The sequence below is a fragment of the Stutzerimonas xanthomarina DSM 18231 genome, assembly GCF_900129835.1.
In the GTDB taxonomy this organism is placed as follows: domain Bacteria; phylum Pseudomonadota; class Gammaproteobacteria; order Pseudomonadales; family Pseudomonadaceae; genus Stutzerimonas; species Stutzerimonas xanthomarina.
In genome coordinates this window covers 12208-29284 of record NZ_FQXA01000005.1, presented here as the reverse complement: position 1 = coordinate 29284, position 17077 = coordinate 12208, and the positions used below count along the sequence as shown (strand labels likewise).

Here is a 17077-nt window from a genome sequence, read left to right as displayed (position 1 = left end):
CGGCTCAGTGGGAACGACCCCGAACGCACGATAGACTCCGCGCATGACCTCGCACCTCTCCATCGAACTCGAACAGACCGAACTCTGGTTGCTGGCCGATAAGGCCGTTTACTGGCCGCAACAGCAGGCGTTACTAATTGCCGATATTCACATCGGCAAAGCCGCTGCCTACCGTCGTCTCGGTCAGCCGGTGCCCCACGGCACCACCCAAGCCAACCTGCAACGACTCGATACCCTGCTTGCGCGGTACCGTTGCGAGCAGTTGATCTTTCTCGGTGATTTTCTGCATGCACCGGAATCGCAAACGCCCGCCACGTTGAGCCAGTTGCATGCATGGCGCGCGACGCATCCCAGCCTGGCGATCACCTTGATTCGCGGCAACCACGACCGCCGCGCCGGCGATCCACCCGCAAGCCTTGGGATGAACATTGTCCCCGAGCCGCTGCTGCTCGGCCCCTTTGCGCTGCAGCACGAGCCGGATCCGCACCCCACTCACCATGTCCTCGCCGGTCATCTTCACCCCGCGTTCCGCCTCAACGGCCGCGGTCGGCAAAGCCTGCGTCTGCCCTGCTTCTGTATTGGCGCGCGACTCAGTCTGCTGCCTGCCTTCGGCAGCTTCACCGGAATGATGGAGGTCGACGCCGACCCGGGCCGGCGTCTGTTCGTGGTTGGGGATGAGGAAGTGTGGCAGGTGGTCTGAGCGGATCAGGCCTGAGAAATACCGGTCACGGTGATACCGAAACGCTGGGCCAGGCGGGTCGCGGGAGTCTGCTCTACGTCCGGGTCCATCTCGTAGGCATCATCCTCACCGGCATAGTCCTGCTCGGCCTTTTGGGTTACCAGCTCAACTGCCTCGTCTATATCCGGCTGGCGATCGGATTCAGTCCGCACAATGGAGGTGTTGCCGTCTTTGCTGTAAGCGATGATCCAGGTCGTCATAGGTGCCCCTCGTGTCTTAGCGCCTTCAGCGGAAACTTGCTTGCCGAAATTGGCGTCGCCTTGTTTAGAGACTAGTTCGTCGCATTCAGTTCTGCCGCCTGTGCTTGTTTAATCTGCCGCCGGACGGTCTGAACGGAGGCAACTTGGCGTCGGTCATCCTTGAAAGCCGATCAGGAGACGAGACCATGATCCAATCGCACCCACGCCCTTTAGAGGTGACCGAGGAGCAGTTGATCGAGTTGTTGCGCCTCAGCGCAACCGTATTGCCCGACATCGATGATCCGGAATTTGCCGACGCCTTCGAGCAGTTCGCTGACGCACGGGTGGTATTGATCGGCGAAGCCAGCCACGGCACATCGGAGTTCTACCGGGCCCGAGCAGCCATCACCCGCCGATTGATCGAGCGCCACGGCTTCACCATTGTCGCCGCCGAAGCCGACTGGCCGGATGCGGCGAAGATCGACCGCTACGTGCGTCAACATCAGCCGCCCGCCTGGGTCGAGGAAGGTTTCAAGCGCTTTCCGACCTGGATGTGGCGCAACCAGGAGGTCGCTGATTTCGCCCGTTGGCTGCGTGACCACAACGATGGACTAGCCGCCGAACAACGGGTGGAATTTCGTGGGCTGGACGTCTACAGCCTTGGCGCTTCGATTCAGGAGGTGCTCGGCTATCTCGACCGGGTCGACCCCGATGCCGCTGCCACCGCGCGGCGTCGATATGGCTGCCTCAGTCCATGGCATGACGAGCCGGCGATCTATGGTCGCAACGTGATGCGCGGGGAACCGTCCTGCGAAGCCGCGGTGGTCGAACAGCTACGCGCCTTGCTCGCCCAGCGGCTGGAATACATGAAGAAGGACGGCAGCAGCTTCTTCAATGCCGAGCAAAATGCGCGCGTCGTGCTCGCCGCCGAGCAGTACTACCGGGCCATGTACCAGGGCTCGACCGAATCGTGGAACCTGCGTGATCGGCACATGTTCGACACCCTGCAGACCCTGCTGGCGCATCGCGGTGATGGCGCCAAGGCGGTGGTCTGGGCGCATAACTCGCACATCGGCAACGCCGCTTCGACCTCCATGGGCTGGGGCGGCGAGTTCAATATCGGTGAGCTGTGCCGCACTGCTTTCGGCCGGGATGCGGTGCTGATCGGCATGGGTACCGACCGAGGTGAGGTCGCGGCTGCCGACAACTGGGACGAGCCCATGCAGGTCAAACAGGTTCGCCCGTCACGCCCGGACAGCTGGGAACAGCTATTCCTGCGTGCTGGGCTACCGGCTTCGCTGACAATGTGGCGCGACAATCCACAGCTTCGCGAAGCCTTGGCCAGGCCGCGCCTCGAGCGCGCCATCGGGGTGATCTACCGTCCGGCTACTGAACGCCAAAGCCATTATTTCCAAGCCATACTGTCTGAACAGTTCGATGCCCTGCTCTGGCTCGAACAGACCCATGCGGTCAAACCGATCGGCCCTCAGCAGATCGACGAGGAGAGCGTTCCGGATACCTACCCATTCGGAGAGTGAGCCATGCGCGCCTTAATGCCCGAGTCCCAACTGTTTCGCGACCGTACCCATGCCGGCCAGGAGTTGGCCGAAGCCCTGCAGCACCTGGCAGCGAATTCGCCCCTGGTGCTGGCCCTGCCGCGTGGTGGGGTTCCGGTAGCCTTCGAGGTGGCGAAGCGCTTGAGCGCGCCACTGGATCTGGTGCTGGTACGCAAGATTGGCGCGCCCGGCAACGAAGAGTTGGCATTGGGCGCGGTGATCGACGGCGCCGAGCCGAAGTGGGTGATCAACCAGGAACTGCTTCACCAGATCGCGCCACCACCAAATTGGTTCGAGGAAGAAATGCAGCGCCAACTGACCGAGCTGGAGCGCCGTCGGAAGCGTTACTGCGGCGAGCGACCGGCACCCGTGCTCACGGACCGCTGCGTAATCGTGATCGATGATGGCATTGCCACCGGCGCCACGGTTCGGGCAGCGTTGAAGGGACTCAAGCAATCGAAGCCGAGCCACGTGGTGCTGGCTGTGCCAGTGGGTCCGCGGGATGTGATAGAGATGTTGAAAACAGAAGTGGATGAGCTGGTCTGTCTGGCAATGCCCGAGCCGTTCATCGGGGTCGGCTGTCATTACCGCGACTTCGAGCAAACCAGCGACGAGCAGGTGGTTGACCTGCTCGCACGGGCCGCGCCTCAGGCGTGATGATGGGCAGTCAGGCTACCGGGTCTGGCGGCGGCTGATCCGGGATAGTCGGCTCGCCAGGCTCGCTCGGCAGGTCCGGCACGCCAGGCTCTTCGGGGTCACCGGGCACACCTTGGGCTTGCCAGCTGAGCGTATCGATCTCGTCCGAATAACGTGTGGTTTCCATTTGAGTCCTCCTGCTGTAACCGAAAGCCCGGACGGGCTGTAGCAGTAGAGGCCGCAAGTCGGGCATAAGTCCGTCCTTCCGTCGGAGGGGCTCGGGAACTCCGCTAACGGCTACCTCCGCGAGCACCGCCAAGAGCGTGCTCGCGGACCGATAACACGCATTCGCCAGCAAGCTGGCTCCTACAGAGGCGGCTGTGCAGTGATCGTGGAGCACGCAGGATGCGCTATCCACCGATAGTGACCCTAACGGCATACAGGTCGCCCACCTCAACAACGCGCCGTACTGGCTGACCGCACCGAGGATCGGCGCGCTCTTACCACATCAGATCGTCAGGGATCTGGTAAGCAGCATAAGGATCATCGGCATCCGGCGCTTCGGTCTGCACATTGAGCTGCACGATGCGGCGCGGGTCGCGCTCTTGGATCTTCAGCGCCGCCTCGCGAGGAATCACTTCATAGCCGCCGCCATGGCGGACGATGGCCAGCGAACCACTGGAGAGCTTGTCGCGCATCAGCTTGTTGACCGACAGGCGCTTGACCTTCTTGTCGTCGACGAAGTTGTAGTAGTCCTCGGTGGTCAGCTTGGGCAGGCGGCTGCCTTCGATCAGCTGCTTGACCTGTGCAATGCGGGCCTTCTGCTCGGCCTTTTCCTGCTGCTGCCGGTTCAGCTCCTGGTCACGGGCCAGCTTTTCGGCATGCGCCTTCAGCGCCGCATCGCGCTGCGAAGTGTCCTGTTCGGCCTGGCCTTTCTTCACCAGGCGCTGCTGTTTCTGCTGTTGCTTGCCGGCCTGCTTGGCTTGCTTTTCATTGACCAGCCCGGCTTTTAGCAGCTGATCGCGAAGGGAAAGACTCATGTGTCGGGTCGTCTCGTCGTGAGTTCAAATTAGACGTAAGGGCGGATCAACCAGGATCCACCGAGCGGGTTCGTGGCACTGACAACTTCCACGATCAGGCTCCGGCTATCAACCGCAGGTCGGTGTCTTTTCGGCTTTCTTAGCCTCGCCCCATAGCGCGTCGAGCGTCTCCAGGTCGCAATCTTCGATGGGCCGGCCGCTTTCCCGCAAGGCTTGTTCGATAAAGCGGAAGCGGCGCTCGAATTTTTGGTTGGCCGCACGCAAGGCGTTTTCCGGATCGACCTTCAGGTGCCGCGCCAGATTCACCGTGACGAACAGCAGATCACCAATCTCCTCGGCAATGGCGTCGGGGTCATTTTCGCTCATGGCTTCGAGGACTTCGCCAAGTTCCTCACGCACCTTGTCCACCACCGGCAGCGCGTCCGGCCAGTCGAAGCCGACCTGAGCCGTACGCTTCTGTAGTTTGGCCGCGCGGCTCAGCGCGGGCAATGCGCTGGGCACATCGTCGAGCAGCGAAAGTTGCTCCGGCGCAGCAGCTTTCTCGGCGCGCTCCTCCGCCTTGATCTCCTCCCAACGCACCTTGATCGCTGCCTCATCGAGACGCGGCAACTCCGGCGAGCCGTAGAGATCGCCGTCAGGGAACACATGCGGGTGCCGACGCAACAGCTTGCAGGTGATGCCGTCGACCACCGCATCGAATTCGAAGCGACCCTCCTCCTTAGCCAGCTGGCTGTAATAGACCACCTGGAACAGCAGGTCACCCAGCTCACCGGGCAGGTGCTCGAAGTCGCCGCTCTCGATGGCATCCGCCACCTCGTAGGCTTCTTCCAGAGTATGCGGCACGATGCTGGCGTAATCCTGCTGCAGATCCCACGGGCAGCCATGCTGCGGATCACGCAGCCGGGCCATCAGGTGCAACAGGTCATTGAGCTGGTACATGAGATTCCTCGGTGAAAGCCTGAGAGTGAAGCTGAGCCCATTGTAGGGTGGATGACGCTTCATCCATCCACCGCGCACAGTCCCATAACGATTTCAGTCCGGCCCCGACATCGTCATGGTGGATGTAAAAAGCGACATCCACCCTACGGTGTTACGAGCTTTTCCTGCGACCATCTGGCCCCGAGCCAAGCAGCTCCGTACATCATCCTGATCGTCGCGAGCGAAGGCCAGACAAGGCGCAAGCTTGCTGAAAAAACGGAGTTGGCTGCTCCACTGAGCATGTCCAGGCCTCAGGGTAACCATTCTATCGATCCACCTCATTCATGCGTCCGGCCCCGAGCGTCGCGAGCGAAGAGCTGGCTAGGCGAAGCTCAACCGAAAAAGCGGAGTTGGCTGTTGCCAATGAGCATTTTTCGGTTGGGCTTCAACAACGCCAGATCGAGCGCAGCAGCTCGGAGCAGGTCAGGAGGTACGCTGGCGCTTGGCCTCGATAATATTGGGCAGCTGCGATATCCGGCTGAGCAGACGCCCCAGCGCATCCAGCCCCGGGATTTCGATGGTCAGGGTCATCTGCGCTGTGCTGTCTTCCTTGTTCGAGCGGGTGTTGACGGCCAGTACATTGATTCGCTCGTTGAGCAGGATCTGCGATACGTCACGCAGCAGACCGGAACGGTCATACGCCCGGATACTGATGTCCGCCGGATAGGTTTTCTCCGGGATCGGCCCCCAGCTGACCTGGATGATCCGTTCTGGCTCACGGCCGGCCAGCTGCAGCACCGAGGCGCAATCCTGGCGGTGAATGCTGACACCCCGCCCCAAAGTGATGTAACCGACAATCGGATCGCCCGGCAGCGGCTGGCAGCAGCCGGCCATCTGCGTGAGCAGGTTGCCGACACCCTGGATCTGCACGTCGCCGCGCTTGCCCGGCTTGGTGCTGGTGGGGCGCCGCGGAATCAGCTCCAGCTGGTCGGCTGCGTGGCTATCCGGCTCCACCAGCTGCTGGGCATGGTTGACCAGCTGCGACAGGCGCAAGTCACCCGCGCCCAACGCGGCGAACATGTCTTCGGCCGTCTTCAGATTCGCCTTTTCCGCGAGCTTGTCGTAATCCACCGGCGGCAGATCGAGACGGCCCAGCTCGCGTTCCAGCAGTGCCTTGCCGGCAGCCACGTTCTGGTCGCGGGCCTGCAGCTTGAACCAGTGGACGATCTTCGCCCGCGAACGCGAGGTGGTGATGTAGCCCAGGTTGGGGTTCAGCCAGTCGCGGCTCGGCGAGCCGTGCTTGCTGGTGATGATCTCCACCTGCTCGCCGGTTTGCAGGCTGTAGTTGAGCGGCACGATGCGCCCGTTGATCTTGGCACCGCGGCAGTTGTGGCCGATTTCGGTGTGCACGCGGTAGGCAAAGTCCAGCGGCGTGGCACCCTTGGGCAGATCGATAGCATGACCGTCCGGGGTAAACACGTAGACGCGATCGGGTTCGATATCGACGCGCAGCTGATCGGCCAGACCGCCAATATCACCCAGCTCTTCATGCCATTCGAGCACCTGACGCAGCCAGGAAATCTTTTCCTCGTAGTGGTTCGAAGTGCTCTTGACGTCGGTGCCCTTGTAACGCCAGTGCGCGCACACGCCCAGCTCGGCCTCTTCGTGCATGGCCTGGGTGCGGATCTGTACTTCCAGCACCTTGCCTTCCGGCCCGAGCACGGCGGTATGCAGCGAGCGGTAGCCGTTTTCCTTGGGATTGGCGATGTAGTCGTCGAATTCCTTGGGGATGTGCCGCCACAGGGTGTGCACGATACCGAGCGCGGTGTAGCAGTCGCGCACTTCCGGCACCAGCACGCGAACGGCGCGAACGTCGTAGATCTGGCTGAATTGCAGGCCCTTCTTCTGCATTTTCCGCCAGATCGAGTAGATGTGCTTGGCACGCCCGTCAATCTCAGGGTGAATCCCGGTGGCGGTCAATTCGTCCTTCAGTTGCTGGACGACGTTCTGGATGTACTGCTCGCGATCCAGTCGGCGCTCATGCAGCAACTGGGCAATCTGCTTGTACTGTTCGGGTTCGAGGTAGCGGAAGGACAGATCCTCCAGCTCCCACTTGATATGACCGATGCCCAGCCGGTGGGCCAGCGGTGCATAGATATCGAACACTTCCCGAGCGACGCGATGGCGTTTGTCGTCATCGGCATTTTTCACGGCGCGGATGGCGCAGGTCCGCTCGGCCAGTTTGATCAGCGCGACGCGGACGTCATCGACCATCGCCACCAGCATCTTGCGCAGGTTTTCCACCTGGGTCTGGGTGCCCAGCACCAGCGACTCACGCGGGTTGAGGCTGTCGCTGATGGCCGCCATGCGCAGGACACCCTCGATCAGCTTGGCCACCACCGGGCCGAACTGCTGGTGCACCTCGGCGAGCGGGATCTTGCCTTCGCGCACGCCACGGTAGATCACCGCGGCCACCAGGCTGTCCTGATCGAGCTTGAGGTCGGCGAGTATCTCGGCGATCTCCAAGCCAGTCTGGTAGCTGGAGGTGCCTTCGCTCCAAAGATTCTGCACCGCGTTGGCCTGCTGCTCTGCCTCTCGGGCGAACTCGCAGGCCTGTTTGAGAGCCTCGCGGTCGAGTGCCGGGTCCATCCCCAGCACGTGATCGAGCCAGCCATCGAGGTTGATGCTGCCGTCGGTGTTGATCGGCTGAAGCGCTCTGACCTGGACCATTTAAATACCTTCCCTCTACGCATCATCTGCGTCGAATACGCCGACTTTCTGGGAGCCGGTCGGTTGAACCACAGGCCGATCGCCTGTCAAAAAAGTTGCGCTACGCAGGTCGCTCGAAGAGCGCCATAGCCTCGACGTGCGCCGTTTGCGGAAACATATCGAGCATGCCGGCCCGCTTCAGCTGGTAGCCCTGGCCGATCAACTCGGCAGCATCGCGCGCCAGCGTTGCAGGATTGCACGAAACATAGACCACGCGCCGTGCGCCTAAAGTCGTCATCTGCCGCACGATTTCCAAGGCACCGTCACGCGGCGGATCGAGCAGGACCGCTGCGAAGCCATCTTTTGCCCACTCCGCCTTGGCAAGCGGCTTCGACAGGTCCGCCTGATAAAAGTGCGCCGTATCCAGACCGTTGTGCTCCGCATTGGTGCGGGCGCGCTCGACCATCTCGCCGACACCCTCCACCGCCACCACCTGCGCACCAAGACGTGCCAGAGGGAGGCTGAAGTTGCCCAACCCGCAGAACAGATCGAGCACCCGCTCGCCCGCTTCCGGTGCCAGCCATTCCAGCGCCTGCGCGACCATTGCCTCGTTCACCGGCGCGTTGACCTGGACGAAGTCGCCTGGTCGCCACGCCAGTTCCAGATCCCATGCCGGCAAGCGGTAGCCCAACCTGTACGCGGCGTCCAACGGCTGCGGCGCACCCTCGCCTTGCTGCCAAAGCTGCACGCCGTGCGCTTCGGCGAAATCGGTGAAACGCTGCAGGTCGTCTGGCAACAGCGCAGCGGCGTGGCGCACCAGCACCGCTTCGCTGGTTCCGCTGAACAACTCCAGGTGACCAATCACCTGCGGTTTTCCTAATTCATGCAACACGGTTAGCAGCGCCGGCAACAGCGTCTGCAAGGGCTGTACCAGCACCGGACATTCGCGAATCGCGACGATGTCCTGGCTGGCACTGGCGCGGAAACCTACATCGAGCCGCCGCGCCTTGTTGTCCCAACGCACCGCCAACCGTGCGCGCCTGCGATAGCCGAACTCCGGCCCGCTGAGCGGCGCCGCCCATTGCTGCGGCTCGATCGAGGCCACGCGGGATAATTGTTCAGCAAGGCTGCGCTGTTTCAGTTCGAGCTGATCGGCCGCACTCAGGTGCTGCAGGTTGCAGCCGCCGCAAACCCGCGCATGTGGGCACGGCTCGGTACGCCGCTGGGCGCTGACCACCGATACCCGCTCGGTGCGGGCTTCGACGATCTGGCTTCGCGCATTCAGGACGCGCGCCTCGACGTCTTCCCCGGGCAAGGCACCCTCGACAAACCAGGTGCGGTTGTCGAGAAAGGCGATGCCGCGGCCATCGTTCGCCAGCCGCTGAATACTCAACCGCTGCTTTTTGCCAGTCGGAATCTGCGGCTTCTTCTCGCCACCGCTGGGCTGGAAGCGTAAACCGCCACTGCGCTTGGCCATCAGCAGGTTCCGCCTTGCAGCGTCATGTCACGATCAGGGCTGGTCATAGACGCCCGTCGACAGGTAGCGGTCGCCACGGTCACAGATGATCGCCACGATCACCGCATTTTCGACTTCCTTGGACAGCCGCAGCGCCGCCGCCACCGCACCACCGGACGATACGCCACAGAAGATGCCTTCCTCTCGGGCCAGCCGGCGCATGACGTGCTCGGCCTCGTCTTGGGCCATGTCGACGATGCGGTCGACGCGCTCGGCCTGGTAGATTTTTGGCAGGTATTCCTGCGGCCAGCGGCGGATGCCCGGAATCGCTGCGCCTTCCATGGGCTGCAAGCCGACGATCTGGATCGCCGGGTTCTGCTGCTTGAGGTAGCGCGACACGCCCATGATGGTGCCGGTGGTACCCATTGAGCTGACGAAATGGGTGATGTTGCCCTGAGTCTGCTGCCACAGTTCCGGCCCGGTGCTGGCGAAATGGGCCTCAGGATTGTCGCCATTGGCGAACTGATCGAGTACCTTGCCGTGCCCTTCGGCGGCCATCTTTACCGCCAGATCGCGAGCGCCTTCCATGCCCTCATCCTTGCTCACCAGAATCAGCTCGGCGCCATAGGCCGTCATGGCAGCCTTGCGCTCTGCGCTGGAGTTGTCGGGCATGATCAGGATGAACTTGTAGCCCTTGATCGCCGCGGCCATGGCCAGGGCAATACCGGTATTGCCGGAAGTGGCTTCGATCAGGGTGTCGCCGGGCTTGATATCGCCACGCGCTTCGGCCCGGGCAATCATCGACAACGCAGGACGGTCCTTGACCGAGCCGGCGGGGTTGTTGCCTTCGAGTTTGACCAGGAGGGTATTGCTGGTTTCGCCGGGCAGACGCTGCAGGCGAACCAGAGGGGTGTTGCCGACGCAATCGGCGATGGTCGGGTACTGAATTGTCATGGCTTCGATGGACCGCACAGCCTTTGAGAGGCGCACATGATACCGGCAACCATCGGCCACGGGCAGACCGCGCTACCCTTGCATCGGTCAGGCGGGCATCGCGAAATAGCTGCCGATGCGCGACGCACCCTACCCATTCGGCGAAGCAGGCAGACGAACGGCTCAGCACAATGATCGTACGGAGATGTTGCCAACCGCAGCGATCAAGCTTGGCAGACCGGGGTCAGTGGTCTAGGCCTGTAATCAGTTACACATTTTCTTCCGCCCCAGACAAGGAACATCCCATGCACGTCGGACGAGCCGCCCTGGTTCCTTCAATACTGTTGTTGAGCCTCACCGCCTGTACTCAACCGGACGGCCCGTCCAGCGAAGTCCCGCCGGCCCCGGAGGCGTCCAGCGGCTATTCGGCCAAGCCCGGCTGGGCGCTGGAACGCTTTGCCGTTGCCGCAGCCAACCCGCTGGCAACCGAAGCCGGCTACCAAATACTCAAGGCCGGCGGCAGTGCAATGGACGCCGCCGTGGCGGTACAGATGGTGTTGAGCCTGGTCGAGCCGCAATCCAGCGGGCTTGGCGGCGGTGCCTTTCTGCTGCATTGGGATGGCGAACACATCGCAGCGCTGGACGGCCGGGAGACCGCACCGGCAGCGGTCGACGAACGACTGTTCCTGACTGCCGACGGCAAGCCGATGGCATTTCTCGATGCCGTCGTTGGTGGTCGCTCGGTGGGTGTGCCAGGCGTGGTGAGAATGCTTGAACGCGCGCACGATCAGTACGGCAACTTGCCTTGGAAAGCCTTGTTCCAACCAGCTATCGAACTTGCTGAAAACGGTTTCGAAGTCAGCCCGCGCTTGCATGGCCTGCTGGTCAACGATCCGGCCTTGCGCAAAGACCCGCGCGCTGCGGCGTTCTACTACCAGGACGATGGCGAGCCGATACCGGTCGGCCATCGCCTGCGCAATCCAGCCCTCGCCGCGCTGCTCAAGGACATCGCCGCACGCGGCAGCGAGGCGTTCTACACCGGCGCCAACGCCCGCTCGCTGGTCCTGCAGGTGAACACTCACCCGACCAATCCAGGTCGCATCAGCCTGAACGATCTGGAGGGGTACCAGCCGCGCGAGCGGGACGCGATCTGCACGCTCTGGCAGAAGCGCTATCAGGTCTGCGGTTTCCCACCGCCGTCGTCGGGCCACATTACGCAGATGCAGATTCTCGGCATGCTGGAACAGCTGCCGACTGTGCAGCCGCTCGATCAGGGCGTGCCCTCCGTCGAATTCCTGCACCGCTATACCGAGGCTTCACGACTGGCGTATGCCGACCGCGCCAAGTACTTGGCTGACCCTGATTTCGTGCCCGTTCCGGGCCGCACCTGGAACAGCATGCTTGCACCGAGTTACCTCAAGCAGCGCGCCGCATTGATCGGCCCGCGCAGCATGGGCACTGCCGAAGCGGGCGAACCCGGCGAAATGCCGATCGTGTTCGCCCCGCAGGCGGCACAACCGGAATACGGCACCAGCCATATCAGCATCGTCGACGCCGAGGGCAACGCGCTGGCGATGACCACCACCATCGAGCAAGCCTTCGGCTCACGTCTGCTCAACGATGGCGGCACTGGCCTCCCCGGCGGCTACCTGCTGAACAACGAACTCACCGACTTTGCCTTCGAACCCTACGACGCTTTTGGTCGGCAGGTGGCCAACCGGGTCGAGCCGAACAAGCGCCCACGCTCGAGCATGAGCCCGACGCTGGTATTCGACGTCACCGGCGAGCAGCTTCTGGCGAGCCTCGGCTCCCCTGGCGGCGCGGCGATCATCCACTTCACCGCGAAGACCCTGCTGGGCATGTATGACTGGGATCTGGATGCGCAACGGGCAATAGACCTGCCCAACTTCGGCAGCTTTAACGGCCCGACGGTGCTCGAAGCAGGACGCTTTCCAGCGAGCACCGTACAGGCACTGAAAGCACGCGGCCATGAGGTCAACGAGGCGAAAATGACCAGCGGACTTCAAGCTATTCAACGCACCGACAGCGGCTGGTTCGGCGGCGCCGACCCGCGCCGCGAAGGTGTGGTGATGGGCGAGTAACGTCTCGACGACTGCCAGCCGTCAGGCAGCCCTGCGGCTGGCATCTGCCGCCGAGCGCGGCCCTGCACGTTCGAGTGCGTGATGGACGTCGCCGCCGGAGGAGCCTCCTTGGGTAGTGCACTCAGGGACGACCTCCTGCGCTAGACCACGCGCGCCTCGATCTCCAGCCGCTCGATGGCGCTGTCCAGCTCATCCAGTGCCTGGGCCGCGCTCGGGTGATTCTGCTTGAGCAATGTTTCGCTGCGTTCGCAGGCAGCCCGTAGCTGCGGGACACCGCAATAGCGGGTAGCGCCGTGCAAACGGTGCACACGGTCGATGGTCGCCTGCCGGTCATTGGCCAGACGCGTCTCGCGGATCACCTGGCGATCATCCTCCAGCGAGGCCAGCAGCATGCTCAGCATGTCCGCGGCCAGATCGGCTTTGCCGGCGGCCAGGCGCAATCCCTCTTCCGCATCGAGCACTTTGAGGTTGTTTTCCGGCGTCAGTGTCTCGAGGGGTGCAGCCACAAAGCTGCGCGCCAGCGGCAGACCGGTCCATTTCAGAATTACCTGGGCCAGCTGGCGCTCGCTGATCGGTTTGGTCAGGTAATCGTCCAGTCCACTCTGCAACAGCGAGCGCTTTTCGTTGGACAGCGCGTGAGCCGTGAGCGCGACAATCGGCATCGGCGGCTGCGCACTGTCATCTTCCCAGCGACGAATCGCCTCGGTGGTCTGGCGTCCGTCCATTCCCGGCATCTGCACATCCATGAACACCAGATCGAAAGACCTGAGTTTGACCGCCTCCAAGGCTTCGGCGCCGCTGCTCACCGCCTCGACTTCGCCGCCCATATCGGTGAGCAGGGTTTCCAGCAACAGCAGGTTGGCCGGATTGTCATCGACACACAGCACGCGCGGCGGTCGGGTTTCCGATACCGCGATGCTCTCGATCATCGTCTGTGGCGGGCGCAGCAGATCGAGCAGCACCCGCTGCAACTTGCGGGTACAGGCCGGCTTGCTTTGCAGCTGGGCGTGGGTGTGCGATTCGGGCAGCGCCTCGTGGTACTGCGCCTGTTCACTGGTCGGGCACAGCACGATGCATTTGCAGCCCAGCCCTTCGAACTCCCAGAGCCGCAGGCATAGCTGTTGCGGTGCGATTTCTCGATGGGTCACGCCGAGCACCGCTATTTCGATCGGTTTATCGCTGGTATGCGCCTCGAATACCGCCGCCTGCAGCTGATCCAGACTGTCGAACAGCAACACCTCCATGCCACAGCTTTCCAGCTGGTGCTGCAGGGCCTGACGCGTCAGCGGATGCTGCTCAAGCAAGCCGACTTTGCGTCCGAGCAGCGCCGCCCGTGGCAGGTCCTCGATGTCGTCACGCGCTTTGGGCAGGCTCAGGCTGATCCAGAATTCGGAGCCCTCTTCCGGAATGCTGTCGACGCCGATTTCCCCGCCCATCTGCTCGATAAGACGCTTGGAAATCACCAGGCCGAGGCCAGTACCACCGGGCTGGCGCGACAGCGAGTTGTCCGCCTGGCTGAACGCCTGGAACAGGGAGCGCAGATCCTGATCGGTCAGACCAATGCCGGTGTCCTGCACGCTGATGCGCAGCTGCGCACGGTCGGAGCGTTCATCCTCGACCATCGCACGGACGATCACGGTGCCTTCGTTGGTGAACTTGATGGCATTGCTGACCAGGTTGGTCAGCACCTGTTTGAGCCGCAGCGGATCGCCGACCAGCGACAGCGGTGTGTCGCGATAGATCAGACTGACCAGCTCGAGATGCTTCTGGTGCGCCGCCGGACCGAGGATGGTCAGGGTGTCCTCGATCAGATCGCGCAAGTTGAACGGAATATTGTCGAGGACCAGCTTGCCGGCTTCGATCTTGGAGAAGTCGAGAATCTCGTTGATGATTCCGAGCAGGCTGTCCGCCGATTTTTCGATGGTCGACAGGTAGTCGTGCTGCCTGGGCGTGAGGTCGCTCTTCTGCAGCAGATGGGTAAACCCGAGGATGCCGTTGAGCGGCGTGCGGATCTCATGGCTCATGTTGGCCAGAAACTCGGACTTGATCCGGCTGGCCTCCAACGCCTCCTTGCGTGCCAGGTCCAGCTCGATGTTCTGGATCTCGATGGTCTCGAGGTTCTGCTGCACGTCTTCGGTGGCCTGGTCGATGCTCTGCTGCAACTCTTCACGAGCCGCCAGCAAGGCCTCAGCCATACGGTTGATGCCTGCCGCGACCTCGTCCATTTCGTGACTGCCGAGCGCTGGCAAACGCGTCTCCAGGTGACCATCCTTGAGCTGCGCCACTGCCACCTTGACCTTGTGCAGCGGCTTGCTGATGGCCGTACTCATGCGCAGCGCCAGCAGCGCGGTGATGATCAGCCCGGCGCCAATCAGCAACAGGCTGGCAAACAGGCTGCGATAACCGCGCAACAGCGTGCCCTGGTGCGACAGTTCCAGCTCCAGCCAGCCAATCACGCGGAGGTCGTTTTCAGGGTTGTCTTCGGCGAGATTCAGATGCTTGCCACGCACCGGTAGGAGGATGCGTGTGGTGTCGACGCTGCTGACCTGAGTCAGCGCCTCGGGATCGGTTGGTGGCGACGGGGTGATCATGTTCGGCCCGGCATGGGCCTGCAAATTGCGCTCGGGGTCGAGGATGGACACCGCACGCACGTCAGGCTGATCCAGCACCTGATTGAGAATACGCTGCAGCCGCTTGTCGTAGCCCTGCGCCATGGCTGGGGCAGCCAGCGGCGCCAATTGTTCGGCGATCAGCTGACCGCGCGCATCGAGCTGATGGCGCATCTCCGACAGCTGCATCCAGGTGAAGTAAATGCCAAGCGCCACGGCCAGAACTGTACTGGGCAACAAGATCAGCACCAGCACGCGACTCTTTATTCCCAGGTCTTTCAGCACGGTTCCATTCCCCTTGGTAGGCCGGCCGCTAGTGTAGCGGCTCGCCGGTCGGGAATCAGCACGGCTGCGCCTTAGGGTGATGGAGTGCTAGATCATCAGCCGGGTTCAGGCGTGGAAGCGCAGCGGGTCAGTCCAGGCCACGAATATCACGTCCCTGAAAATCCGGAAGTTTCCAATGGAAGGTCATCGCCAGCACCCGGAACAGGAAACCGGCACAGAGTGTCGCCAGCGAAGCAATTGAATTGCTCACCCCCAACCACAGCAACCCGACGTACAGCAGGCCGGTAAACAGCGCGACCGTTGCATAGAGCTCACGCTGCAGCACCATGGGCACCTCGTTGCAGAGGATGTCGCGCAGCAGTCCGCCGAAGACGCCGGTGATCACACCGGCCAGCACGACGATCACCATATGTGCGCCCATTTCCATCGCCACGCCGCAACCAATTACCGTGAACGCCACCAGGCCGAGGCCGTCAACCAACAGAAATACCTGCCGCAGGTGATGCATGTGCCGCGCAACCATCGCCGTGACGATGGCCGCACCGACAGTAAAACCGAGGTACTCGGGATGGGCGATCCAACCCACCGGATAGTGTCCGAGCAGCACATCACGCGCCGTGCCGCCACCCAACGCCGTGACAGTGCCGAGCAGGCAAATGCCGAACAGATCCATGCCGCGGCGCATGCCCATGATGGCGCCGGACATGGCTTCCGCCGTGATCGCGACAAGGTAGATGATGTGCAGCAGGGTCACGGCGCGACTCCAATGAGGACGAAAAGCTGAAAGTCCCGTAAGTATGGGGCACACTCGCAAATAATTGGTGTAGCTAAGTAAATTTAGGCTATACCAACATTTACTTAATATAAGGCTCAGCCATTGAATCTCGACCCCAAGCAGACAGAAGCCTTCCGCACCGTGATCAGGACTGGCAGTTTCGAACAGGCCGCCCTGCGCCTGCATCTGACGCCGCCGGCGATCTCGCAGCGGGTGCGTGCCTTGGAAAGTACGTTGGGCAGCGCGCTGGTGGTACGTAGCCGACCTTGCCGCCCAACAGAAACCGGTCAGCGCCTGATGCAATACCTCAAGCGCGCCACGCTGCTGGAAGCGGATCTGATGGCCGAACTCGCCGAGCGCAGCGACGCCCCCCTGGTGGTCGTAGCCGCGCTCAATGCCGACAGCCTGGGCACCTGGTTCTTTCCGGCGCTGGCCGACGTATTGATCCGCGAGCGTGTGCTGCTGGACCTCACCATTGAAGATCAGGACCACACCTACAGCCTTCTGGAAACCGGCCTTGCCATCGGCTGTATCAGCACCGAGCCCAAGCCCATGCGTGGATGCACGGCCAGCCCGCTGGGCAGCATGCGCTACCGATTGGTCGCGTCGCGCGGGTTTCAGCAGCAACATTTCATCAACGGGCTGAGCCGCAACGCCGCGCGCAAAGCACCGGTGGTCGCCTACACACGCAAAGACAGCCTGACCTCATCCTTTTTGCTCAACCAGCTGGGACTGCCCGAAGGTGCCTATCCCTGCCACTACGTGCCCGGTGCAGAACCGCGCTTCTGTGCCATTCGATACGGGCTGGGCTACGGCATGGTGCCAGAGTCGCTGCTGGGCGAAGCCTTGGTGCAGGGCGATCTGGTCGACCTTGCAGCCGAAGCGCCTCTGGACATCGCGCTGTATTGGCACACCTGGAAAGTGCAGTCTCCGCGCATGGAAAACCTGTCGCGGCAAATCATCGAAGCGGCGCCGAAGATTCTTGCGCGGCCTGAAGGAGCTTGATGAATGATTGCCCGTCCATGTGTCCTGGTTCGCGAGCAAACTTGCTCCTACCTAATCGTATGGCGTTAACCTGGCCCGCATTGGTGCGATGCTCGCTTGCGAAGAGGCCATCTATAGGGGAAGTGCATCGCCGGG

General features: G+C 62.4%; 14 protein-coding genes. 5 read left to right on the top strand and 9 right to left on the bottom strand.

Annotation, left to right across the window (positions count from 1 at the left end; all coding sequences use genetic code 11):
* The first annotated feature begins 43 nt into the window (after positions 1 to 43).
* The gene (pdeM, locus tag BUE09_RS13625) at positions 44 to 700 is read left to right on the top strand and encodes a ligase-associated DNA damage response endonuclease PdeM (RefSeq protein ID WP_073301473.1); all 657 of its coding nucleotides are present in this window, start codon (positions 44 to 46) and stop codon (positions 698 to 700) included.
* Positions 701 to 705: 5 nt separating this feature from the next.
* Here pdeM and BUE09_RS13620 read toward each other — a convergent pair whose 3' ends face one another.
* A complete protein-coding gene (locus BUE09_RS13620) occupies positions 706 to 939 on the bottom strand; it encodes a hypothetical protein (protein WP_019340258.1) in 234 nt (77 codons plus the stop codon).
* A 185-nt stretch (positions 940 to 1124) separates the two neighbouring features.
* Between BUE09_RS13620 and BUE09_RS13615 the strand changes: the two genes are divergently transcribed.
* Together BUE09_RS13615 and BUE09_RS13610 are read left to right on the top strand one after the other, a co-directional pair.
* Complete coding sequence (locus BUE09_RS13615; protein ID WP_073301472.1) at positions 1125 to 2456, top strand: erythromycin esterase family protein; 1332 nt, start codon at positions 1125 to 1127, stop codon at positions 2454 to 2456.
* Between the two features lie 3 nt (positions 2457 to 2459).
* Positions 2460 to 3131, top strand: coding sequence for a phosphoribosyltransferase (locus BUE09_RS13610; RefSeq protein WP_073301471.1), 672 nt, complete (start codon positions 2460 to 2462; stop codon positions 3129 to 3131).
* Between the two features lie 10 nt (positions 3132 to 3141).
* On the opposite strand, the gene BUE09_RS20405 is transcribed toward BUE09_RS13610, so the two are convergent.
* From BUE09_RS20405 to cysM, 6 genes are all read right to left on the bottom strand, one after another.
* Positions 3142 to 3297, bottom strand: coding sequence for a hypothetical protein (locus BUE09_RS20405; protein WP_167369788.1), 156 nt, complete (start codon positions 3295 to 3297; stop codon positions 3142 to 3144).
* A 313-nt stretch (positions 3298 to 3610) separates the two neighbouring features.
* Positions 3611 to 4150 carry a DUF2058 domain-containing protein gene (locus BUE09_RS13605; RefSeq protein ID WP_045425605.1) on the bottom strand — a complete coding sequence of 180 codons (540 nt, stop codon included), beginning with the start codon at positions 4148 to 4150 and terminating at the stop codon, positions 3611 to 3613.
* A 108-nt stretch (positions 4151 to 4258) separates the two neighbouring features.
* Positions 4259 to 5089, bottom strand: a complete 831-nt coding sequence (mazG, locus tag BUE09_RS13600; protein ID WP_073301470.1) for a nucleoside triphosphate pyrophosphohydrolase — start codon at positions 5087 to 5089, stop codon at positions 4259 to 4261.
* 462 nt (positions 5090 to 5551) lie between these two features.
* The gene (relA, locus tag BUE09_RS13590; RefSeq protein ID WP_073301468.1) at positions 5552 to 7798 is read right to left on the bottom strand and encodes a GTP diphosphokinase; all 2247 of its coding nucleotides are present in this window, start codon (positions 7796 to 7798) and stop codon (positions 5552 to 5554) included.
* A 100-nt stretch (positions 7799 to 7898) separates the two neighbouring features.
* Positions 7899 to 9254 carry a 23S rRNA (uracil(1939)-C(5))-methyltransferase RlmD gene (gene rlmD, locus BUE09_RS13585; protein ID WP_073301467.1) on the bottom strand — a complete coding sequence of 452 codons (1356 nt, stop codon included), beginning with the start codon at positions 9252 to 9254 and terminating at the stop codon, positions 7899 to 7901.
* Between the two features lie 33 nt (positions 9255 to 9287).
* Positions 9288 to 10187: a cysteine synthase CysM gene (gene cysM, locus BUE09_RS13580; RefSeq protein WP_073301466.1), complete on the bottom strand. Its 900-nt coding sequence runs from the start codon at positions 10185 to 10187 to the stop codon at positions 9288 to 9290.
* A gap of 284 nt (positions 10188 to 10471) precedes the next feature.
* Between cysM and BUE09_RS13575 the strand changes: the two genes are divergently transcribed.
* A complete protein-coding gene (locus BUE09_RS13575; RefSeq protein ID WP_073301465.1) occupies positions 10472 to 12268 on the top strand; it encodes a gamma-glutamyltransferase family protein in 1797 nt (598 codons plus the stop codon).
* Between the two features lie 140 nt (positions 12269 to 12408).
* On the opposite strand, the gene BUE09_RS13570 is transcribed toward BUE09_RS13575, so the two are convergent.
* Positions 12409 to 15162, bottom strand: coding sequence for a response regulator (locus BUE09_RS13570; protein ID WP_172830729.1), 2754 nt, complete (start codon positions 15160 to 15162; stop codon positions 12409 to 12411).
* A gap of 127 nt (positions 15163 to 15289) precedes the next feature.
* Positions 15290 to 15916, bottom strand: coding sequence for a trimeric intracellular cation channel family protein (locus BUE09_RS13565; protein ID WP_064480217.1), 627 nt, complete (start codon positions 15914 to 15916; stop codon positions 15290 to 15292).
* A 123-nt stretch (positions 15917 to 16039) separates the two neighbouring features.
* Here BUE09_RS13565 and BUE09_RS13560 point away from each other — a divergent pair, with 123 nt between their 5' ends.
* Positions 16040 to 16942: an HTH-type transcriptional regulator ArgP gene (locus BUE09_RS13560; RefSeq protein WP_073301463.1), complete on the top strand. Its 903-nt coding sequence runs from the start codon at positions 16040 to 16042 to the stop codon at positions 16940 to 16942.
* The last annotated feature ends 135 nt before the right edge of the window (positions 16943 to 17077 follow it).